Here is a 22,448-nt window from a genome sequence, read left to right as displayed (position 1 = left end):
GTTGGTGAGGCTGTTGAAAGCTGAATGTGATTATACATATGCTGTGTCTCGTATCAAGGCCATGGAAAATCGGATGGTCGATTCGACCATTCTGCAGCAAATGGCTGATGCGGACGGCTTTGATAGTGCATGGAAGTTGCTTATGGAGACTTGTTATGGACAGTGGGTAGCCGAGACTGGTGCTTCTTCGTATGATAAGTTACTAGAAGCAGAACTTGCCTATCTTTACAACGAGCTTAGAAAATTTGTTCCTGATCCCTCGATAGTTTCCTTGTTCCAAGTTCCCTATGACTTTCACAATATGAAGGTTGTGTTGAAAAGCTTGTTTGCACAAAGAGGTGGAGGAGAGAGCCGGTGGGATCTTTTGGTTTCTATGGGATCTTATCCGGCTGATGAAATGATATTGGCCATAGAAAGCGAAGATTATCGCCTCCTTCCTTATCAGTTGCATAGGGTTATACCTTCTTGTGTCATGATATGGGAGCAGACCAAGAATATCTTGGAAATTGAAAACATTTTGGATCGTCATATGTTTTACGCCATGCGCCTTATTGCCGATGATATTTCCTTTCCTGGCGTGAAGGAATACGTTCGTCTTCGCATAGATGGAGAAAATATTAGGACGATGTTGCGCCTGAAAAGGTTGAATGTCGATGTTTCTGAGGTTTTAGATCACCTTCACCCTGGCGGGATTTTTTCTTCAGATCTCTTAACCCAGCTTTATCCCGAACCTCGAGAGTCGTGGTCGAGGGCGCTTTCTTTTGGTTATATGGGCGACGCGTTAAGCGGTATAGAAGAGGTAGAAGACTTTCAGGTCTTGCCCGAGGTAGAGCGACGTTCGGATAGATTAATAAGTAGTTATTTGGACCAATATCAGTACGATCCATTTGCACCAGAACAAGTAGTGCGCTACCTATGGTTTAAAGAGATGGAAGTTCGTAACCTCAGAATAATTCTGGTTGGCAAAGCAAGCGGAGTGGAGAAAGACATGATAAAGGGGTTGTTACGTCATGCAGCATAGAGGTCACCGAATTGCAGCTGTAGGTGATTATGATAGCATTTTACCTTTTCAAGCCATTGGGCTAAGACAATTCGCAATAGATGACCCTGATGATGAAAACAGGTTAAGAGAGATTCTCCTTGATTTGATAAACAAGAGATTCGCTATTTGCTTCATGACGGAAGATCTTTGCCGGAGATATGAGCAAATGATAGATGATTTAACATGTGATAACATGTTAAGCGTAATTTCCATACCAACTTTAAAGTATTCGACCGGTTACGGCACATCACAGATAAGAAATTGGGTGGAAAAGGCGGTCGGCATCGATATATTTGCCAATAAATGATTAGGAAAATTTTTGGATTTGGGGGGAACTTTCATGGGCGAAGAAGCTCGTAAGCAGCAGATAAAGGGATCAATTTCTAGAATATCGGGGCCCTTAGTAGTAGCTAGCGGTATGGCTGGCGCGTCTATGTACGACGTAGTTCGCGTAGGCGATTTAGGTCTTGTGGGAGAAATCATAGAGCTTAAAGGGGATAATGCGTTCATTCAGGTTTACGAGGAGACCTCAGGCTTAAAACCAAAAGAACCGGTGATCAGTACAGGTGCCCCCTTGAGCGTTGAGTTAGGGCCTGGGCTTATCGAACAATTTTTCGATGGCGTTCAAAGGCCGCTTAATATTATTGAAAGTGAAGCACAAAGTCCTTACATTACTAGAGGTATAGACGTACCCTCTTTGGACAGAAGGAAACAATGGGAATTCATTCCTAAAGTTCAAGTTGGAGAATTGGTAAGTTCAGGGGATGTGCTTGGAGTAGTACAAGAGACCGTTTTGGTGGAACACCGCATAATGGTTCCGATTGGCATTGAAGGCAGGATAAAATCCATCAAAGAAGGAAAGAACACAATAGAAGAAGTTATCGCCGAAGTTGAAGGAAAAGAGGGCAACGTCTATAAAATTACGATGATGCAACGTTGGCCAGTAAGATTTCCCAAGCCAGTGGCAAAGAGGCTAAACCCCGAAGTACCTCTACTAACAGGTCAACGCGTCTTAGACATGTTTTTCCCCGTCTCAAGAGGCGGAACTGCCTGTGTTCCAGGACCCTTCGGTAGCGGTAAAACCGTCATTCAGCATCAACTCGCCAAATGGGCTGACGCCGAGATAGTTGTATATGTAGGATGTGGTGAAAGGGGTAACGAGATGACCGACGTCTTGCTTGAGTTCCCACAATTGCCAGATCCGCGTTCTGGGCAACCGCTGATGAAAAGAACGGTGCTAATAGCCAATACTTCCAATATGCCTGTGGCAGCGCGCGAAGCCAGCGTTTATACGGCTATTACGATCGCAGAATACTATAGAGATATGGGATACTCGGTTGCCCTGATGGCTGACTCCACAAGTCGGTGGGCAGAGGCTCTGCGCGAGATATCAGGACGACTCGAGGAGATGCCAGGTGAGGAAGGCTATCCTGCTTATCTGGGTACGAGGCTAGCCTCCTTCTACGAGCGTGCCGGACGGTGTGTGTGTTTAGGAAAAGACGGGAGAGAAGGAGCCATAAGTGTCATTGGAGCAGTTTCTCCTCCTGGTGGAGATCTTTCGGAACCTGTCAGCCAAAATACCCTCAGGGTGACAAAAGTGTTTTGGGGTCTTGATGCTTCATTGGCTTATCAACGTCACTTTCCAGCGATTAACTGGCTTAACAGTTATTCCCTTTATACCGATGTGCTTGGAGAATACTGGGATGAAAGATATGATGGCGAATGGAGCTTACAACGAACGGAAGCCATGTCGCTTCTGGAGGAGGAAGCTCAACTCTTAGAGATTGTCAGGCTGGTCGGTATAGATGCTCTTTCCAGGGAGGAACGTTTAATCCTCGAGACTGCAAAATCTATTAGGGAGGATTTTTTGCATCAAAATGCCTTTCATGAGATAGATACCTATGCTTCAATGGATAAACAATTTAAGATGTTGCGAAATATTTTGACTTTTCATCGTACGGCAATGGATGCATTAAAGCGAGGGGCGGACATAAAGAAACTCTTTGAACTTCCTGTTAGAGAAGAGATAGCGAGGATGCGATATATTGCTGAAGAAAACCTTGAGTTCTTAGATCAGCTTGAAGCAGAGATCCGTTCTCAGATAAACAAGATCATACCTACAGGAGGCGACAACTATGCTGCCTAAGGAATATAGAACAATAAGCGACCTTTCCGGTCCGCTAATGGTGGTTGAAAAGACAACTGACGTTCAATACGATGAGCTGGTCGAAATATCCTTGAGCAACGGGGAAAAAAGGCGGGGCCGCGTTTTGGAGATATCGACGGATCGGGCGTTGGTACAGGTTTTTGAGGGAACGACGGGAATCGACCTCGAGAGTACCAAGGTTCGTTTTATGGGCAAGGTATTGATGATACCAGTCTCCAAAGGCATTTTGGGAAGAATATTTAATGGCCGGGGAGAGCCCATAGACGATGGTCCTGGGATAATTCCAGAGAAACATCTCGATATAAACGGTTACCCCATAAATCCCTATTCAAGGGACTATCCGTCAGAGTTTATACAAACGGGAATATCGACAATCGATGGCATGAATCCTATAGTAAGAGGCCAGAAGTTGCCCATCTTTTCGGGCAGCGGGATGCCTCACAATAAAATAGCTGCTCAGATTGCACGTCAAGCTGCTGTCTTGGGAACCGGGGAAGCTTTTGCTGTCGTGTTTGCCGCTATGGGGATTACCTTCGAGGAGGCCTCTTTCTTCATGGATGACCTTAGAAGGACGGGAGCCATTGATCGAGCTGTTATGTTTCTGAATTTAGCTGATGACCCTGCTATAGAACGTATAACCACGCCCAGGCTAGCTCTTACTTGTGCTGAATATCTAGCCTTTGAGCTTGACATGCACGTATTAGTTATACTGACTGATATGACCAATTATTGTGAGGCTCTGCGCGAGATATCAGCTGCACGAAAGGAGGTCCCCGGAAGAAGGGGCTATCCGGGATATCTTTATACTGACCTTGCTACAATGTATGAGCGAGCAGGACGTTTGCGCGGTTATAAAGGATCAATTACTCAGCTGCCCATACTTACAATGCCCGAGGATGACATAACCCACCCAATACCTGATTTGACCGGTTATATCACAGAAGGACAAATAATATTAAACAGGGGCTTGCATCGCCGGGGCATCTATCCACCGGTTGACGTGTTGCCTTCCCTTTCTCGCTTGAAGGATAAAGGCATAGGAAGAGGCAAAACACGAGAAGACCATGCCGATTTGCTTAACCAGTTATTTGCCGCTTACGCGAGGGGCAAAGAAGCCAAGGAGTTAGCCACAATCCTTGGCGAAGGAGCCCTGACTGAAAACGATAAGGCCTTTGCAGACTTTGCCGATAAATTTGAAGATAAATATGTAAGACAGGGAGAGTATGAAGACAGAAGCATCTTAGAAACCTTAGAGCTAGGATGGGAGCTTTTGGCCCCATTGCCACTAACCGAACTTAAGCGCGTTAGGGATGAATACATTGAAAAATACCTCAAGCCTAAACGACAAGATAGCCAATCACAGGATGAGAGAGTGATCGAAGTTGGCTAATAAGTTAAACGTAAATCCCAACAGGATGATGCTAAATGTCATAAAAAAGCGTCTTGTTACCGCAAAAAGAGGCCACAAACTGCTTAAAGACAAACAAGATGCTTTGATAAAAGAGTTCTTGCAAAAAGCTAGAGAAGTAATGAAATTGCGGGAAAAAGTTGAGCCAGCACTCACTACCTGTTATCGAAGTTTCTTGATGGCACGGGCACAAATGGTGCCGGCAATATTGGAACAGTCGCTATTAATGGCCAGTGGCGGCGAGGCCATGGTTGATGTAAAAAAACGCAATCTCATGAGCGTAGTTGTGCCTGAATTTGCCATTGAAGAGACTGAGGAACAAGTAATAGGTTATGGTTTTGCAATGACCTCAGGTAGTTTAGATCTGGCTTTAGAGCAATTTGCAGCACTACTTCCGGATTTAGTACGCTTGGCCAGCGAGGAAAAGGCACTTCGTCTTATGGCTTGCGAGATTGAGCGAACGCGGAGGAGGGTGAATGCCCTCGAATACGTTTTAATCCCTGCCTTTGAGGAGACCATAAGGGATATAACTATGAAATTAGACGAGATGGAGCGATCTAATTTAAGTCGATTAATGCGCATAAAGGAAATTGTCAGATCTCACTAAACTGCTTTACAAATAAATATAGCCGTTTCTGTATGTGTATCTAGGCTTAAGGGCAAATAGCATGCACCTTTCCCATGGAATCTGCGATGTTATTGCTAGGGTTCCATGGGAAGGGGTGTTTATATCGGTTAATTTCATTGCGGGGAAAGAAAACAGACAAAGAGTTAATGATTAGGATTTTGCGAACTATACTAACTTCTTGTACAAAAATTGATCAAGGGGCTCTAATCCTAGATCCCGGTAATTGTATATATGTTCAGTAGCACCTACCATCAAAACACCACCGGGTCTTAGAGCCTGAACAAACTTCGGATAAAGTTCTTTTTTCGTTTCTGAGGAAAAGTATATCATGACGTTGCGACATAGTATTAGATCATATAAATTTTGTGGAAATGTCGTACTTAATAAATTAACTATCTTAAATTGCACGCGCCTTTTAATTTCATCTTTTACTCTAATGTGTTCATCTTGAACTTTAGTGAAGTATTTTTCTAACCATTCCTTGGGGACATTTGTAATTTGTCGCTGGTGATAGACTCCTTTCAAAGCTATATTTGTTGCTTCTTCATCTATATCCCAAGCTTCGATAAAAGGAGGGCATAGCAAGTTTAGTTCATAAGCTAGTATTGCCAAGGAATATGCTTCTTCACCGGTGGCTGAACCAGCACTCCATATTTTCATTCTTTTACCCCTGTCTTTTATAATGTCTGGCAAAACTTTGTCTCGCAGGGACCACCATATGGAAGGGTTTCTGAAGAACTCTGAAACGTTAATTGCAAGATAATCAAGGAACTCTTTGCGTTTTTCAGGATCTTTTCTCAGTATCTTATAGTATTCATCATAGTTTGCGCATTTCCAACGCTGCATTAGCATGTGAGCCCGCCTATGTATTTGATATTTATAGGCATCTAAATCAATATCGATCAATGCTCGTATTTTCTTCTTGAATTCTTCGTATCCCGGCATGGGGGAAAATTGTGTTTCCATTCTATACCTGTCTAAACCTCCCTGAATATCTTTTGGACGGCGGGGTTGCATGAAGGCCATGATGATGATATCTTTAAAACAGAATTAGGGCAAGATGTCCGAGTATCCCAGATGGCCGCGTTCCGTATAGGAATGAGGAAAGTCCGGGCTCCATAGGGCAAAGCGCTGGATAACGTCCAGCAGGCGCGAGCCTCGGGAAAGTGCCACAGAAACATACCGCTCCTTTTAGGAGTAAGGGTGAAAAGGTGGGGTAAGAGCCCACCGGTCATCGGGCGACCGATGAGCCAGGCAAACCCCGCTTGGAGCAAGATCAAATAGGGAGGGATGAGGTGGCCCGCTGACCTCCGGGTTGATCGCTTAAGAAAGGGCGTGAGTCCTTTCTGAGAGAAATGGCCATCGTTGTCACAGAACCCGGCTTATGGGATGCTCGAAAGAGTAACATATTAAGCCCCGAGACCTTAAAGTTTTTGAAATTTTTAGGTCTCGGGGCTTGCATTATGGATTGACTTGATGGTAAAGTGGTAGAAAGTGGCATAAAGTGGGATGAAGTGAAAGATGATGATAGGCACCTATGAGCATCGCTTGGACAAGAAAGGGCGTTTAGTATTACCTTCTAAATTCCGGCAAGAGCTCGGAGATGAACTTGTTGCCTCCGTTGGAGTTGAACAATGCGTCTCTTTGTACTCGAAAGACGGATGGGAGAAGCTGCTCGAGCGATTGCAACGAATGCCTTTCTCACGAAGCAAGGCAAGAGATTTCTTGCGCGTCTTTTTGGCAACTGCACACGAGCTTTCAGTTGATTCCGCTGGCAGGATATTACTTCCGCAGATGCTCAAATCCCATGCTTCTTTAAACTCTGAAGTAAGCGTTATCGGTGTAGGTGATCATTTAGAGATATGGGATCGCGACAAATGGAACGAATACAGGCAAGACATTTTGGCGAACTTTCCTTCCATAGTTGAGGGCGTAGAATGGGAGAAGTAAAACATATTCCCGTGATGTCGGAGGAAATTATAGCTATATTATCGAAAATTGATAATTTGAGCTATGTGATAGATGCAACGGTTGGGTTAGGGGGACATGCTTTCGAGATTCTTTCTTCGTTTCCCAGAGTTAGGCTTTTAGGTATTGATCAAGATGATCAAGCACTAGTTATGGCTGCTCAAAGACTGGAATGTTTTGGAGAAAGAGTTTTGTTACTCAAGTCTAATTTTAAGCATATCGATGAGATCGTAAAAACTTACCTACTAAAAGAAGAGAATGCAGATGCAATTTTGTTTGACTTAGGGGTTTCCTCTTTGCAACTTGACGATGAAGAGAGGGGTTTTTCCTTTAACAAAGAAGGCCCTATCGATATGCGAATGGATAAAGATGCGACAGTAACTGCTTGCGATCTTATTAATAAGTTAACCTATGATGAGTTAGCGAAGATTTTTTATGAGTATGGAGAGGAGCGTTTTTCGCGCCTATTGGCAAGGGCAATTGTGCGTCATCGTGATCGCTACGGCCAAATTTCATCAACGTCAGAGCTGGTTGATATTATTCGTGGTGCCCTGCCGGCGAAAGTTCAAAGGCGCATGGGAAAGCATCCGGCCAGAAGGGTTTTTCAAGCGCTTCGAATTGCCGTGAACGACGAGTTAAATGCGTTAAAAATGGGATTGGAGAAAAGCGCAGGATGCGTGCGAAGCGGAGGCATTATCGTGGTCCTTAGTTATCATTCTTTGGAGGATCGTCTAGTTAAACATACATTTAAACGGTGGGAAACTGATGGCTTAGGAAGTTTATATACAAAAAAACCGATATCGCCGAAGGCGGAAGAAATTAAAAGTAATCCTAGATCCAGGAGTGCTAAGCTGAGAGCATTTGCAAAGTTTTAATCTTGGCAGTGAGGGGGCGAAGAAATTGGCAGCAAGGATGGGGAAAAAGGGGGTGTACTGCTATATCATATTAATTTCCTTGGCTCTCCTCGGGCTTGCTGGACTTCGTTTTTATAGTTTGTATCTTGAGCACGAGTTAATCGTACTAAATCAACAAATCGATGAATTGCAGCAAAAGAATTTGCTCCTATCTCAACGCCTCCTCTCTTTAATGGCGCCCGATCGTGTGGTATATTACGCAAGTGGTAGCTTAGGCATGACAAAAGATTTAGGGATTGACACAACTATCCGAGTCGCTGCTGTATCTCGAGATGAAAAATCGCCGTTCACAGCCTCAATACCTCTGATTACAGAGAAGAGGGGGATCTTAAAATTGCTTAATCCCTTTGCTAGCGCCAGGGAGGAGCGAAAGGATCAATTTTGAGGGAGTCTAAGGGCATTTGGCATATAATTTTTTTAGTTTTCGCTGTCATAACCGCTAGGGTTTTTCAGCTATGCCTTGTTCCCGATTCTAAGGTCGTTTTTTGGTCACAAAGCCAGTACTGGCAACAAATTTTGGCGACATCGTCAAGAGGCGTCGTAGCCGACAGAAATGGCGTTACGCTTACCTTGTCGGTGCCAAGATGGAGTTTGTTCGTTGATCCTGTCTTTTGGGATACGGATCAATTGTCGATTTTGTCAAGATACTTGCCGAAAAACGTAATTGAAAGATTACATAAACCCCTTGCGGGAAGGTTTATTTGGCTGACTCGCAAATTGCCTTTACCCAAGGGAGAAGAAATTTTGTCGTTAAACTTAAAAGGGATTTATGGCGTCAAAGAAATGGAACGTTCCTATCCCTTTGGAAAGTACATGGCTCATTTGCTTGGTTTCGTTGATATAGACGAAAAAGGGCTCGCCGGCGTCGAGAGGCAATGGGATGTTTTTCTGTATACTCCTCCGGAAGTCAGGACCTTAGTAAGAGACGCGGCAGGGAACTATTTTGAAATGGCCTCTACTTTGTCCGACAAAGGGTCAGTTTTTCCTAAGAGCAAAGTAATTCTTACTATCGATTGGAGGCTACAATATATCGTTGACAGCGCCTTGCAAAAAGGTGCTGAGATAAATCAAGCGGAGTGGGGTGCTGCCATGTGTATGGACCCCATGACGGGCGAAATACTGGCGATGTCAAGCTACCCTTCTTTTGATCCGGAGGATAGGGGTACATTTACAGATGAAAGACTTCGCAACAATGTTATAGGAAGAGTATATGAACCTGGTTCTGTTCTCAAGCCCATAATGATGGGCATCGCCATGGATGGTGGATATGTTAATGCAAAAAGCGCCTTCCGCTGTGGTGGGTCTATAAGAATAGCAGATCATGTCATTCGCGAAGTAGGGGGCCGCGCTCACGGATCGCAGGACATTTACAAGATACTTATAAATTCTTGCAATGTAGGAATGGCTCAAGTAGGAATGAAGATGCCCCCGAACTTTACTTATAACGCGTTAAAAGGCTGGGGCTTTGGCATTCCCACAGGCGTAGAATTGCCGGGAGAAGAAGAAGGATTGCTTCCACTCCCATCGCAATGGTGGGGAGTTGTGCCGGCTAATATTTCCTTAGGTCAGGGCATTGCGATTACGCCCATACAGTTAGCTCAAGCTTTTTCGGCAATTGCCAATGGAGGCGTTTTAATCCGTCCTTATGTAACAAGAGAAGTTTTCGATGGAAAAGGTAACAGAGTTTATTGCGGTCAAAGGCGCGAGATTGCACGAGTGCTTTCGTCAAGCACGTCAAAATCACTTCGAACGGCTTTAAGGCGTGCAGTAGTGGAGGGCACTGGCAAGCAAGCAGATGTAGGAGCAGCAAAGGTGGCAGGCAAGACCGGGACGGCGCAGGTGGCGTACAAGGGTCAATATTTAAAAGATGCCCATGTGGCGACCTTTGCGGGTTTTTGGCCTCATGAGAGCCCGCATTATGTTTTGGTCATAGTGATAGGTAATCCACGTTCGAAAGGTTACCTTGCGAGTCTTGTCGCAGCTCCCATTTTCAAATCTATAGTGGAAGAGATTATGACAAGCGGATTTGAGATTAATAACTAGAATGGACAGGTGACGGCTAATGGAAGTATCGCTCAAAAGTCTAGCAGAATTTCTCTTTCAACGACGATGTCTAAAGGAAATAAAAGCTCCGAATTTAGATAGTTTATCACAAAATGTTTCCAACATTTGTATAGATAGCAGGCACGTACAAAGAGGTGCCCTTTTTTGTTGCCTTGATGGCACTAAAAGAAGAGGAATAGAATTTGCTCACGACGCTGAGCAGAATGGTGCTATAGCTGTGCTTGCGACTGAAAGGATTGAAAATCTTAACATACCTCAGTTGATAGTTACAAATGCAAGAGATGCTTGCGGATATGCTTCAGCATACTTTAATGGATTACCGGCGAGCAGGTTGCTCTTGATTGGCGTGACCGGTACCAACGGTAAAAGCACGACAACCTATTTAATTAAAAGTATTTTAGATGCTGGCGAAATGAGGTGCGGTTTAATAGGTACTATTATTTATTATGATGGCGAAAAGGAAGAAGAAGCTGAAAGAACAACTCCACAGGCGCCCTTGATTCAAAACTTGTTAAGCCGGATGGTGAAAAATTGCTGTCATGCTTGCGTTATGGAGGCTTCTTCTCATGGTATCGAGCAGGGGCGCATCGTTGGATGTTTTTACGATAGAGCAATTTTTACAAACTTAACACCAGAGCATCTCGATTATCATGGCGATATGGATAAGTATTTTGCAGCAAAGAAAAAATTGCTTGAAAAATACATGCGCGGGGGCTGGAAAGTATCGACGAATGTTGACGATGTTTATGGCAAGATGATACAAGAAACATTTGAGCCTTATGCCCTAAGTTTTTCGATTCGGCAAAGGAAAAAAGGGAGGTTTTATGGTTCAATAGTTAGTAGCTCTCTTGAGGGCATTGTCATGGACATCGTCTTACCTGATGGGATAACGCTGGCAAACGTTGTCTTACCTTTAATTGGCGAGCATAATGCATATAATGCTTTGGCCGCTTGTAGCACAGCTTGGTCGCTTAATTTTTCGCCAGATGTAATTAGAAGGGGTCTTGAGACGTGTCCTCCTGTGCCGGGAAGGCTCGAAAGATACTTTATAGAGGATGGTTCGATTTGTGTAATAGATTACGCTCATACTCCAGATGCTTTAGAGAAAGCCCTTTCGACAATCAGGCCTTTATGTGGTGGAAAGTTGTGGCTAGTTTTTGGACATGGCGGCGATCGCTTTAGGGAAAATAGACCATTGCTTGGTAGCGTGGCGGCCAGTTTGGCAGATCATATTGTCGTTACCATGGATAATCCCAGAAGCGAAGATCCAGGGGAAATCGCGCTTCAGATAGTGGAGGGCATAAAATCAAGTTCTCGGGATCCGGACTACAAAATAATCATCGATAGAAAAGAAGCTGTACATTTTGCCTTAGATCATGCTCGTGCAAACGACGTGGTCTTGATTACAGGCAAAGGGCCAGAACGTCAGATAATCTTTAAGGATCACGTGGTGGCTTACAGTGATTTTGACGCGTTGAAGGAATGGTGTGATTCAAGGGGGAAGAAGTTTTTATGAGTTTTTTGAAAGATCCTTCTTCAATTACCATAGGAAAGACGTTCAATTGTTCTAGCCTTTGTGGAGCGGATATTTCGCTGCCTATCTCAATAAAAACCGATAGCAGAAATGTAAAGGAAGGCGACATTTTTATTGCTCTGAAGGGAAGCAGGGTGGATGGGCATAATTTCATAGGAGATGCTGTACATCGAGGTGCAAGAGGAATAATCTTAAGGGACGAGGAAGTGCCAAAGTACCTTGCTATTTCGCGTGATCAGGATGTTTCTTTGTTTGGAGTGCCTTCCCCGGAGCACGCGATAGTTGAAGCTGCTGTTAAGTACCTTGTTTGCCTTCCATCGCTGAAGAAAATCATAGCAGTCACCGGAAGCGTCGGAAAGACAACCACTAAAGATGTCATCGGTGCTGTCTTGCGGGGAAAATATAAAGCTCATATATCAAGGGGAAATCATAACACTCTTTTGGGTTGTTCGTTAACGATATTGTCTGCCCCCAGGGATTCGGAGTTTCTCGTGTTAGAGATGGGAGCTAATGCCAAGAGGGAAATTGCAGAGATGGTCAGTTATTTTACGCCCAACATTGCAGTTATAACGTCCATCGATCCAGTTCATCTGGAGGGATTTGGTGATATCAACGGTATACTTCAGGCCAAGTTGGAAATTGTCACTGACTGTTGCGATGTTTTATTAATAAATGGCGATTCTTCGATCTTGAGGGAAGGGCTTGTAGAGCTTCCATATAAGCCTTCAAAAGTAATCAGCGTTGGAAGAAATCCGTCGTGCCCTTTCAGGATTTTAGATACTTCTTTGCGGTGGGACGGTCTAAATTATTCTAGAAGGGTGTCTATAGCTACTCCCCTTGGAGTAAAAGAAGTTGAAAGCAAATTATGGGGAGAGCAAAACGTCAATGCGATGGCCGTAGCTTTGGCCGTTGGCCTAGAGATGGGCGTTGGTTTTGATGAAATAGCCTCAAGCTTGCGTCACATGAAATCTCCGCGGGGTAGGGGCGCTTTGTTGCAAAGCAAAGAAGGTATTTTATTCATCGATGAGTCATATAACGCTAGCCCTGTTTCGGTCAAGGCAGCCATAAATAATTTAAAGGCCATGCCTTGGCGAGGGCGTAAAGTGGCGGTCTTGGGCGGCATGAGGGAATTGGGTGGTTGCGAAAAGCAATTTCATGAAGAAGTCTTAGGAGTCGTTACATCTGTTGCGGATATCACTGTTTTATATGGACAGGAATGGGACGACTTGCACGCTAATTCAACAAAAACTGTTCTTCTGTTTGAAGAAATAGAAGAGGTTAGCAGTTATTTAAAAGACATCCTGCTATCTGGCGACGTCGTTTTAGTTAAAGGTTCAAGATTTTATGAGATGGAGCGCATTTACGATCGGTGGTCCTTAGATGAGTTATAAATATTTGATGCTTTATTTTTGTTTGTTGATGATATTAGGAATCGTTTTGCAAAGGTTATGGATAGAGCTTTTTAGCAGATTTAAATGGGGGAAACGCCTAAAAGCTACGGACCGAAGCGTCACGTGGTTTTAAAAGCAGGCATACCCACCATGGGTGGGGTCATTTTTATAGCGTTGTCTTTGATTGCTTTAGCATTTGTAAGCAATGATAAGTCAAGTATAATCGACAAGTTCATTTTATGGTGGTTGCCCTTTGGGGGGGCTGCCGTAGGGTTAACGGATGATGTCATAAAGATTGTTAGAAGGTCAAGTGAGGGTTTAACATCAAGACAAAAGTTGCTGGGACAATTTATGGTTGTTTTGCCTTGGGCATGGATTACTGCTAAGGAGGTTCCTTTTTATTTAATTTCAGATTCGTCCTCTGTTTACTTTATTTTGACTTTCGTCCTTCTTTGTTTTTTCGCAGTAGGCTTGTATAATGCATTGAACATAACTGATGGCCTTGACGGGCTTGCAGCAGGAGCCTCAGTAATATCTTTGGTAGCACTTCTTTTCGTTCTAGAAATCGAACCCTGCCGACTGTCCCTAGTTGTCGGCTTAGCGTGTGTTTTATCGTTTTTGTGGTACAATTCCTATCCGGCAAGGGTGTTTATGGGAGATGTGGGAGCGCATTTTATCGCTGGTCTTTTAATGGGTAACGTAGCAATGTCGGGAGATCTTTTGCTGATATTTCCCATATCCTTTATTTTCGGTATTGAAATAGTCTCCGTGATACTTCAGGTGATATCTTTTAAGTGCTTTAGAAAAAGGATCTTCAAGATGAGTCCATTGCATCATCATTTTGAATTATGCGGATGGCCTGAGGAACACATAGTTGTCAGATTCTGGTTGATACACCTTATGGGGATTTCTCTTTTAGGGGCCTTATGGACCTGGCAGGTGATCTAGGGGATGAAGGTTACTGTTGTAGGAAGCGGCATTAGTGGGAAATCCTTGGCATTGATGGCAAAGAGTGCGAATTTTGATGTATTTGTGACGGAGCAAGGAAAGTTAGATGAAAACACTAAAGCCCTGTTTCGCGAAAAGGATATACAATGGGAAGAGGGTGAACACACAAAGGCATTACTCGACTGCGACTTGGTAGTATTAAGCTCAGGGATATCAGATAAAACTCTTCCGGTACAAATGGCCCGCAAAACAGGTACGCCATTGCAAGGCGAGCTGGATTTCATTTACCCCTACTTGTCAGGTAAAATCGTAGGCGTTACTGGCACCAACGGCAAGAGCACTACAGCGGCTTTGATAAACCATTTGTTGTCAAAAATGGGATATAACGTCGCTCTAGCTGGCAATTTTGGCATCCCCTTGGCCGATTTTGCGATGATGCCCCTTGATTTTATTGTAGTAGAGTTAAGTAGCTTCCAACTTCACTGGACAAAGCGCTTTAGTTGTGATGTTGCGATTATTACCAACATCTATCCCGATCACCTCGACTGGCATGGCAGTTTTGAAGCATACGTTAACGCTAAAAGACGCATAATAGAGCTTCTTTCTCCCAAAGGGTGTTTGGTTTACCGCGCACAAGATGAAGAAATCCTACAAGTTCGTGAGGGCAGGGGAGCCCGTTTGTATTGGTCTTTCGAAAAATTCATGCATGACGCAGAAAGAGTGCAAGATGAGCTCATTCTAAACGATTCAGAAGCCCTTTTAAGGACAGAAGGTGGACATATAAGGCTTTTCCCACTCAAGTCGCTATCCTTATTCGGGTACCATAACGTTGAAAATGCTGCTATGGCCATGGCTGCAATATATTATCTCGGGTGTGAAGTGGAAAGAGCACGCGAATTTCTCCCTGATTTTAAGAACCTTCCTCATCGTTGTGAAAAGGTGGGCGAAAAAGATGGGGTAGTATTTATAGATGATTCAAAGGGAACAAACGTGGCTTCAAGCGTTACTGCCATTGCCTCGATTCCGGGTGTCAAAGTGGTGATACTGGGAGGTAGGGGAAAGGGAGAGAAATATGATAAACTTGCTGGGGCGATAAAAAAACATGTACGGGCAGCGGTATTGTTGGGTGAAGAAAAAGAGGTCATAGCAAAAAGCTTGAGAAGCGCAGGCTTTAGTAATTTTTATTTGGCGGCTTCAATGAAAGAGGCAGTCTATAAAGCCTTTGAAATGGCTTGTCCAGGGGATATAGTCCTGCTTTCCCCGGCTTGCACTAGTTGGGATATGTATAGAAACTATCACGAGAGGGGAAAAGATTTTCAAGAAATCGTAAAAAATTTAATTGAGGCTTGTGTAGTAAAAAATGGACGAGAGAGTAACTGAAACCCCAAGATGTGAAAATATGTACTCTTTTGATATGTTGTTGTTAGTGGTCCCTCTGGTTTTATCGATATTTGGGATCATAATGATCATTTCTGCCTCTGGTTACTTTTCTTTAAAATTCTTTGGTTCGCCATGGACATACGGAATAAAGCAAATAAAGTGGTTATTGATTTCTTTGGTTGGCATGGCAATAACATACTCTATCCCGACTAAGCTGTGGAGGAGCTGTTCTGGCCTTTTATGGATTATCGCTATAGCTCTCACATTTGCCACGATAATTCCTTTTTTGGGCATGTCGGTAAGTGGATCGTCCAGGTGGATAAGGCTGGGTCCTTTTTCGTTTCAACCCTCGGAGATGCTGATATTTTCAGTAGTTATTCATCTATCTGATATTATTTCTAGAGAAGGGGGGAGTTCTGAAAAAGCCTTTGTCCGCACAATCGGAATTTTAATGATAAGCACTATTCCGCTTCTTCTTCAGCCAGATATAGGTTCTGCTTTAATCCTTCTGATTTTGGGATTCGGGATTTTTATAGCGAAGTATGGATGGAAATACCCTTTGTTTTTGGCTTTTATAGCCGCAGTGCCGATAATTGTTTTAACATTTAGTGCCGCCTATAGATTAAGACGTTTAAAGGCATGGCTTGATCCTTGGCAAGACCCCTTAAACGAAGGATTTCAGATCATCCAGGGATTAATTGCCTTTGCGAACGGTGGCTTCTGGGGGGTTGGACTTGGGAGGAGCTTGCAAAAACTTCAATATTTACCGGCTGCTCACACCGATTTCATTTTTGCTATATGTGCTGAGGAGCTTGGTGTCATAGGCTCGCTATTGGTGATTGGTGGTTTTGCCTTAATGACAAGGAGGATTTATCTTCTTTGGCGCGATGCGGATGAAGAATATTTAAGATTTTTAGTCCTAGGTCTTTGGCTTTCTATTTTGATACCCTTCTTTATCAACGCTGGTGGAGTGACCACCTTGATTCCTCTTACGGGGAAGGCGATGCCTTTTATGAGTTATGGTGGTAGTGCTCTTTCTGCGACATGGGTGAAGATTGGTTTGCTATTGCGTTGTTCAGCCGATGTTAAGTAGTAATAATAATTAAGGAGCGCTTTTGGATAAATGAGCAATACATTGAAAATCATGTTTGTTGCTGGTGGTACGGGAGGACACATATTGCCAGCTGTCTCATTAGGTGATTGGATAAGGGAAAATAATTTACCTGCTGAAGTCGGTTATCTTTGTGGAAGCAGAGAACTAGAGCGCAAAATTTACAAAGCTTTGCACGTGGATCACGCAATATTGCCCTTATCAGGTTCTCCCTTTGGAGTGAAGGGGGTGCGCTCTATTTTGCGTTGGAAAGAATTTATCTTTTCTTTGGTAAAAGCACATAAGTTAATCAAGGAATTCAAACCTAATGTAATCGTTCTTTTTGGTGGTTACTTATCGGTTCCCTTTGCTTTGCTATCTTTTCTAAATGTCCCCATGATCGCACATGAGCAAAATGCCATTGCTGGAAAAGCTACACGATTGTGCTCGAAACGAAGGATTCCAATCATTACGGGTTGGAATGAATGTCTTTATTTAGATAAAAAAAGTTTTATGCCCGTTGGTGTTCCCGTACGAAGAATAAACCTTATGGACAGACAAAAAGCCTGGGAATTGCTTGGAGGCAAGGGTATAGTTCCGTCTAAGATATTTGCATTGGTGATGGGAGGCTCAATTGGGGGCAAGCCGCTAATGCAAACTATTACTGAAGTTGCAAAGCACGATTCTTTAAAAGATCACATTTTCATGTTGGTTGGAACTAACGAAAAGAGCGGTTTGCAGTGGCTTTCGAGCAACGTCGTAGCTATCCCTCCCTCCTGGGATTTATCGGCTCATTTTTCATTGGCTCACTATGCTGTTACAAGATGTGGGGCATCGACACTATCGGAACTTATCTGCTATGATGTACCGGGTGTATTGATACCTTGGGAAGGAGCTTCAGACGATCATCAGTTAGCAAATGCCAAACTCTTCTTGCGCTCAGGAAAGGGTAGAATATGGCGCGAGAGCGAAAATATCGAGCTTTTGGAAGCTGCTCTTTTAGAGGTATCCGATATGCGCAAGCTTTGTAATAATGGTGGGTGTGATATTAAAAGAAACGATATATGTGCCCGTTTCTGGAATGCGATATTGTCTTTTTCTACGAAAGGGGAGGGCTCTATTGAATGTGCTTAGGAAATCGATGATTTTCGGGGACAATACAAGATCTCTTCATTTAATGGGGGTTGGAGGCGCCGGCATGAGCGGATTGGCTCACTTGCTTAAAGGGCTGGGCTATGAAGTATCCGGTTGTGATGTTGCAAGGACGAATTATGTATCCAATTTAGAGAAACTTGGCATAAAAGTTTTAAGCGGCCACTGTGCATCCCACATTGATATTTTTAAACCAGATTTGTTAATTTACAGCAGTGCGATTGCGTGGAACAACATCGAGCTTGATTACGCAAGAAAAGCTGGCGTATGCGTAGCCAGAAGGGGCGATATTTTAAGCGCTTTGTTTAATCAGTTAAAAGGCATCGGTGTAGCAGGGGCTCATGGCAAAACCACTACCTCGTCCATGATTGCGACCGTGTTGGATGCTGCAGGTCTCGATCCGACCGTGGCGATAGGAGGAGAGGTGTCTGATATAGGAGGCAATGCGAGGTTGGGCCAGGGAGCATATATGGTATCGGAATTGGACGAAAGCGATGGTTCCTTTGAATTGTTTGCCTGCCATATACCGGTAATTACAAATATAGACTGGGATCATGTCAATTTCTATCCCACTTTTCAATCCGTTCAAGACGCCTTTATTCGCTTTTTATCGAATCGAAAAAGTGATGGGAAAATTGTGATATGCGGGGAAGATATTGGATGTCAGGCTGTGTCAAAGCTTTTTTCTCCCTTTTGTGTTACCTATGGTTGGGGGAAACGATGGGATTGGGGCGCTATCGATGTAAAACATAGACCGGGTGGGGGCGTTTTGTTTACCGCTGTAAAAGAAGGTAATGAAATGGGTAGCGTCAAGCTTAGAGTCTCAGGTGAACATAACGTCCTGAACGCCTTGGCTGCCTGTGCTGTTGGAGATTTGCTAAACATAGACTTTGGTACGATCCAAAAAGCACTTTATAATTTTAAGGGAACTAAAAGAAGATTGCAGTGTCTAGGGGCAAGTAACGATATATATATCTACGATGACTATGGACATCATCCAAGAGAAATTCGCGCTACTTTAGATGCTATGCGCAATATATTTCCGTCACGCAGGTTAATCGTGATATTTCAACCCCACAGATACACGCGCACAAAAGCCATGTACAGAAAGTTTGCTGAGGCTTTGATGAATGCTGATATAGTGTATATTCTACCTGTATATCCGGCTGACGAGAAACTAGAGGAATGTATTAGTTCAGATCTAATAACAAACTGCCTGATTAATGATTACGCTCATGAGTATTGCCTTACCGTTGCCGAGGAAGAGGTCGTCTCCAAGGTCGTTGAAGATTTGCTACCTGGGGACGTTCTTTTGACGTTGGGAGCAGGTGACGTTGATGTGTTTGGGAGTCAAATATTAAACGTGATTATCTCGAATTTCAATAAGCAAGAAACAGCATCCATGTGATGGTGGACGCTGTATGGTGGACGTGATATATTGAGTAAAGTTTGGACAGCCAAGATGAGGATAATATCCCTCTTAATGGTGATGTCCGTTGCTTGTGGTTTTTTTTATGGCGTTGAAGAGAAACTTTATCTTTTTAGACTGAGAAATATAGATGTTGTTCCGGAAAACGTCTTGATAGAGAAAGAAACAGCCAGCTTGATAAGTAGATCATCTGCTAGATTTTGGCCTTTACTTTTTATAGGCTACCCGTCATGGAAGATGGAGATGGAGAAGAAATACCCGGTTCGCTTCTTAATTAGAGTTGATGGATGGGGAGAAGTGGTGATTGAATGGCTTTGTCTGCAACCAATCTTTATCGTTAATTGGCATAACGAAAGATGGTTTATTACTTCCAACGGCATGACGTGGCATGAGAGCAACCCTTTGTGGAGTGAAGCCAATCCGGATGTCCACAATTTACTGACTTTAAAATGGCATAATTCCATGCCTCCCTTAGTGCCGGATGAAGCAAATCCCAATGGAGTACGCCAAAGCATTTTCCCGGTAGTACGTACGATTGAACTCGTTGAAGCAATACGAAAAACGCCATGGATTCAAAAAATAAAGGCCTTAGAGTTGATAAAAATAGCAGGAGAATTAGCCGTTATGGTTGAGGTTGCATCCTTGGATAAAGATGTTAGTATATTATTTGAATTTTCTGAAAGCAAGTGGAACGATTTGGCGCCGGCAATGGAAACAATCGTTAAATCTTCGGATGCAAAGGCTTTATACCTTGATGCAACATATAAAGACAAAATCGTCATTAGAAACAAGTAAGCCTCTTATTGAACATCTTCGTTGGGTTAATATCGAGGGATGGAGGCATTTAAATGTATGAGAAGATAGATTTAATTGCGGGACTTGATATAGGCACGACAAAAACCTCGGTAATTGTGGCAGAGAGGGATCGATATACTGGAGAAGCGCAAATTATTGGGGTTGGATCCGTTCCCTCCGCCGGATTGCGTAAAGGCTTAATCGTTAACTTTGAACAAGTTGTCCGATCCGTTTCTTATGCCTTAGAAGATGCCGAAAGTATGACAGGCATACGTGCCGATAGTGTATTTGTTTGTTTTAGTGGAGCTCTCACAACTAGTATTACCTCAAAAGGCATGGTTTCTTTGGGCAGCACTCCAAGACAGGTTACCGAAATAGATATTCAAAGGGTTATAGAGGCTTCTTTGTCCGAGATAAGTATGCCCAATAATTATTGCACTGTACACACTATACCAGTGACCTATTCTATCGATGGGCAAAGAGGAATAGACGATCCTTTGGGTATGACGGGCGTGCGCTTGGAGGTTGAGGTCCAATCCATCATGTCACCTACCGCGACTGTTCAAAATGTGGTTAATTGTGCTGAACGAGCCGGGGTGAGCGTAGCGGGGCTTGTTATAAAACCGCTAGCAAGCGCCTTAGGCGTCTTATCCCCGGGGGAGATATCATCGGGTGTAGCTGTCATAGACATTGGCGGTGGCACAACAGGAATCTCCATCTACGTCGATGGAGCGCTCAAAAGGCTTACCGTCATACAAATTGGGGGAGATCACATTACTAACGATATCGCGAGGGTTTTGAAGGTGCCAATAGAGGTGGCTGAGGAATTAAAAAGATACGTTTCCCTAGGTGAAGATTTTGATGCCTACGATGAAGAGCTGGAGTTCATGGTGCAGGGCAAGCGAGGATTTTGCAGTGCAGGGCAAGTGCACGAGGTGGCATACAATCGCTTAGAGGAATTATTTGATGATTTCATTAAAAAAGAACTTCGCGATGTAGGCTCAATACTTCTCCCAAGCGGCATTGTTTTAACTGGTGGCGTAGCGAAAATGAAAGGCATTGCTGAAATGGTTTCCGAAGTTTTAAATATGCCCGTTAGAGTGGCCAATCCATTGGACAGTGCTAAAATGCCCCCCGGGAGGAACGGGTCTGAATATGCATCCCTAGCTGGAATTATTAAATATATGAATATAATAGAGAAATGCCCCTTCAAGTTTATCGGGCCATCTATAACCCTCACATCGACAATCTCATCTAAAAGGGGCAGATCTTACGGAGAGGATGTCCATGGTTTACGTGCGATAGACTTTTTCAAGTCGGTTTTAAATGCTATAAAGAGAACCTTTAAGGAACTTTTTTAAGTGAATTTTTGGGGGAGTTGCGAGATGGCTGACAGGGACAAGGAAAGGATATTTGAAATTGATAACTTGGATGATCGCAAATACAAAGAGATCATCAAAGTCGTTGGCGTTGGAGGTGGTGGAAATAATGCGCTAAATCACATCATATCCAATGGTCTTAAGGGTGTCGAATTTATCGCTGCAAATACAGATATTGCTCACTTAAATCAGAATCTGGCTGACGTCAAGATAATCCTTGGAGAGCAGTTAACCAGGGGGTTAGGTGCAGGTTCGGATCCTGAAATTGGTTTTAAAGCTGCGAAAGAGTCGATCGATATCATTAAAGAGGTTTTGCAGGGAGCCGATATGGTTTTTCTTACGGCTGGCATGGGAGGAGGTACTGGTACGGGAGCATCTCCTGTCATAGCTGAGGTTGCCAAGGAAGTTGGCGCTCTCGTTGTCGCTGTCGTGACAAAGCCTTTTATATTTGAGGGTAGAATGAGGACTGATCAAGCGCTAGAAGGAATTAAAAATTTACAGGGCAAGGTCGATGCCCTCATCGTGATCCCAAACGATAAGCTACTCGAGATATCGGATAAAAAGATGGACTTTCAGGAATCTTTAAAGTTGGCTGATGAGGTTTTGCGGCAGGCAGTTCAGGGCGTGACCGATCTTATTTTACGACCGGGTTTAATCAATGTAGATTTTGCCGATGTTCGGGCTGTAATGAGTAATGCCGGATCTGCGATAATGGGCATAGGCGAAGCTACAGGCGAAGATCGGGCTATTGTCGCCGCAAAGGCCGCCATTAACAGCCCGTTGATGGAAACTCCTATGCAAGGCGCGAAGGGGATTTTGTTTAACATCACCGGCGGCAATAATGTTGGCATTCACGAAATCAAAGAGGCAGCTCAGGTTATCACAGAAACAGCTGCTGAGGATGCGATCATCATATGGGGTCATGTTTTGGATCCCGAGATGGATGACAAACTGCAGATTACCGTGATAGCCTCCGGTTTTTCTTCGATTCCTGGAAAGTTAGGTCGCGATAAAGCTCTTTCGGGAAAGCGAAGATCGCGCATAGACTTGGAAGAAGCCGAGATCAAGGTGCCTGAAGAAGATCTGTTTAGGATTAGCGGTGTTCAAGTTGATACATTCGATCTTCCAACCGTGGTGAGGAGGAAAAAGAAGGAATAAC

Annotated in this window: 20 protein-coding genes and 1 other RNA gene; 20 read left to right on the top strand and 1 reads right to left on the bottom strand. The window is 43.7% G+C overall.

Annotated elements, in window-relative coordinates; all coding sequences use genetic code 11:
- Positions 1–4 precede the first annotated feature (4 nt).
- From AC5SXE_RS07405 to AC5SXE_RS07385, 5 genes are read left to right on the top strand one after another with little or no spacing between them, the layout of a single operon-like run.
- Entirely contained in the window at positions 5–1,021 is a 1,017-nt protein-coding gene (locus tag AC5SXE_RS07405; RefSeq protein WP_493917060.1) for a V-type ATPase subunit, read from the top strand.
- Positions 1,011–1,349, top strand: coding sequence for a V-type ATP synthase subunit F (locus AC5SXE_RS07400; protein ID WP_303883548.1), 339 nt, complete (start codon positions 1,011–1,013; stop codon positions 1,347–1,349). The genes AC5SXE_RS07405 and AC5SXE_RS07400 overlap by 11 nt, the downstream gene beginning before the upstream one ends.
- Before the next feature lie 33 nt (positions 1,350–1,382).
- Positions 1,383–3,188, top strand: a complete 1,806-nt coding sequence (locus AC5SXE_RS07395) for a V-type ATP synthase subunit A (RefSeq protein ID WP_493917059.1) — start codon at positions 1,383–1,385, stop codon at positions 3,186–3,188.
- Entirely contained in the window at positions 3,178–4,599 is a 1,422-nt protein-coding gene (locus tag AC5SXE_RS07390) for a V-type ATP synthase subunit B (protein WP_323721567.1), read from the top strand. Before AC5SXE_RS07395 ends, AC5SXE_RS07390 begins: the two co-directional genes overlap by 11 nt.
- Positions 4,592–5,224: a V-type ATP synthase subunit D gene (locus tag AC5SXE_RS07385; RefSeq protein WP_323721566.1), complete on the top strand. Its 633-nt coding sequence runs from the start codon at positions 4,592–4,594 to the stop codon at positions 5,222–5,224. Before AC5SXE_RS07390 ends, AC5SXE_RS07385 begins: the two co-directional genes overlap by 8 nt.
- A gap of 186 nt (positions 5,225–5,410) precedes the next feature.
- Here AC5SXE_RS07385 and AC5SXE_RS07380 read toward each other — a convergent pair whose 3' ends face one another.
- Entirely contained in the window at positions 5,411–6,271 is an 861-nt protein-coding gene (locus AC5SXE_RS07380) for a CheR family methyltransferase (protein WP_493917058.1), read from the bottom strand.
- Between the two features lie 39 nt (positions 6,272–6,310).
- On the opposite strand from AC5SXE_RS07380, the gene rnpB reads away from it, so the two are divergent.
- The 15 genes from rnpB (at position 6,311) to ftsZ (ending at position 22,447) form a co-directional block, all read left to right on the top strand.
- An RNA gene (gene rnpB / locus AC5SXE_RS07375) (RNase P RNA component class A) lies at positions 6,311–6,645 on the top strand.
- A 121-nt stretch (positions 6,646–6,766) separates the two neighbouring features.
- Positions 6,767–7,195: a division/cell wall cluster transcriptional repressor MraZ gene (gene mraZ, locus AC5SXE_RS07370; protein WP_303882941.1), complete on the top strand. Its 429-nt coding sequence runs from the start codon at positions 6,767–6,769 to the stop codon at positions 7,193–7,195.
- Positions 7,183–8,088: a 16S rRNA (cytosine(1402)-N(4))-methyltransferase RsmH gene (rsmH, locus tag AC5SXE_RS07365; RefSeq protein WP_303882942.1), complete on the top strand. Its 906-nt coding sequence runs from the start codon at positions 7,183–7,185 to the stop codon at positions 8,086–8,088. Before mraZ ends, rsmH begins: the two co-directional genes overlap by 13 nt.
- A gap of 25 nt (positions 8,089–8,113) precedes the next feature.
- The gene (locus AC5SXE_RS07360; RefSeq protein WP_303882943.1) at positions 8,114–8,512 is read left to right on the top strand and encodes a cell division protein; all 399 of its coding nucleotides are present in this window, start codon (positions 8,114–8,116) and stop codon (positions 8,510–8,512) included.
- Positions 8,509–10,170 carry a peptidoglycan D,D-transpeptidase FtsI family protein gene (locus AC5SXE_RS07355; RefSeq protein ID WP_303882944.1) on the top strand — a complete coding sequence of 554 codons (1,662 nt, stop codon included), beginning with the start codon at positions 8,509–8,511 and terminating at the stop codon, positions 10,168–10,170. Before AC5SXE_RS07360 ends, AC5SXE_RS07355 begins: the two co-directional genes overlap by 4 nt.
- A 19-nt stretch (positions 10,171–10,189) precedes the next feature.
- Positions 10,190–11,707: a UDP-N-acetylmuramoyl-L-alanyl-D-glutamate--2,6-diaminopimelate ligase gene (locus tag AC5SXE_RS07350; RefSeq protein WP_303882945.1), complete on the top strand. Its 1,518-nt coding sequence runs from the start codon at positions 10,190–10,192 to the stop codon at positions 11,705–11,707.
- Positions 11,704–13,116 carry a UDP-N-acetylmuramoyl-tripeptide--D-alanyl-D-alanine ligase gene (locus AC5SXE_RS07345; RefSeq protein ID WP_303882946.1) on the top strand — a complete coding sequence of 471 codons (1,413 nt, stop codon included), beginning with the start codon at positions 11,704–11,706 and terminating at the stop codon, positions 13,114–13,116. The genes AC5SXE_RS07350 and AC5SXE_RS07345 overlap by 4 nt, the downstream gene beginning before the upstream one ends.
- An 84-nt stretch (positions 13,117–13,200) precedes the next feature.
- Entirely contained in the window at positions 13,201–14,064 is an 864-nt protein-coding gene (gene mraY, locus AC5SXE_RS07340) for a phospho-N-acetylmuramoyl-pentapeptide-transferase (protein WP_493917057.1), read from the top strand.
- Positions 14,065–14,067: 3 nt separating this feature from the next.
- Positions 14,068–15,444, top strand: a complete 1,377-nt coding sequence (gene murD, locus AC5SXE_RS07335; protein ID WP_303882948.1) for a UDP-N-acetylmuramoyl-L-alanine--D-glutamate ligase — start codon at positions 14,068–14,070, stop codon at positions 15,442–15,444.
- A gap of 19 nt (positions 15,445–15,463) precedes the next feature.
- Positions 15,464–16,537 carry an FtsW/RodA/SpoVE family cell cycle protein gene (locus AC5SXE_RS07330; RefSeq protein ID WP_303882949.1) on the top strand — a complete coding sequence of 358 codons (1,074 nt, stop codon included), beginning with the start codon at positions 15,464–15,466 and terminating at the stop codon, positions 16,535–16,537.
- Between the two features lie 30 nt (positions 16,538–16,567).
- Positions 16,568–17,668 (top strand): UDP-N-acetylglucosamine--N-acetylmuramyl-(pentapeptide) pyrophosphoryl-undecaprenol N-acetylglucosamine transferase, encoded by a 1,101-nt coding sequence (locus tag AC5SXE_RS07325; protein ID WP_493917056.1) that lies wholly within the window; start codon positions 16,568–16,570, stop codon positions 17,666–17,668.
- A gap of 7 nt (positions 17,669–17,675) precedes the next feature.
- On the top strand, positions 17,676–19,094 hold the full coding sequence (murC, locus tag AC5SXE_RS07320; protein ID WP_433912456.1) for a UDP-N-acetylmuramate--L-alanine ligase: 1,419 nt from the start codon (positions 17,676–17,678) through the stop codon (positions 19,092–19,094).
- A gap of 30 nt (positions 19,095–19,124) precedes the next feature.
- Positions 19,125–19,910, top strand: coding sequence for a hypothetical protein (locus AC5SXE_RS07315; protein WP_303882952.1), 786 nt, complete (start codon positions 19,125–19,127; stop codon positions 19,908–19,910).
- Positions 19,911–19,963: 53 nt separating this feature from the next.
- Positions 19,964–21,271: a cell division protein FtsA gene (gene ftsA / locus AC5SXE_RS07310; RefSeq protein WP_310849940.1), complete on the top strand. Its 1,308-nt coding sequence runs from the start codon at positions 19,964–19,966 to the stop codon at positions 21,269–21,271.
- A gap of 24 nt (positions 21,272–21,295) precedes the next feature.
- On the top strand, positions 21,296–22,447 hold the full coding sequence (ftsZ, locus tag AC5SXE_RS07305; protein WP_493917055.1) for a cell division protein FtsZ: 1,152 nt from the start codon (positions 21,296–21,298) through the stop codon (positions 22,445–22,447).
- Position 22,448: the final 1 nt, after the last annotated feature.

The organism is Acetomicrobium sp. (assembly GCF_059026225.1).
Note: the sequence above shows the minus strand (reverse complement) of the source record. Positions and strands in the feature narration are given on the sequence as shown.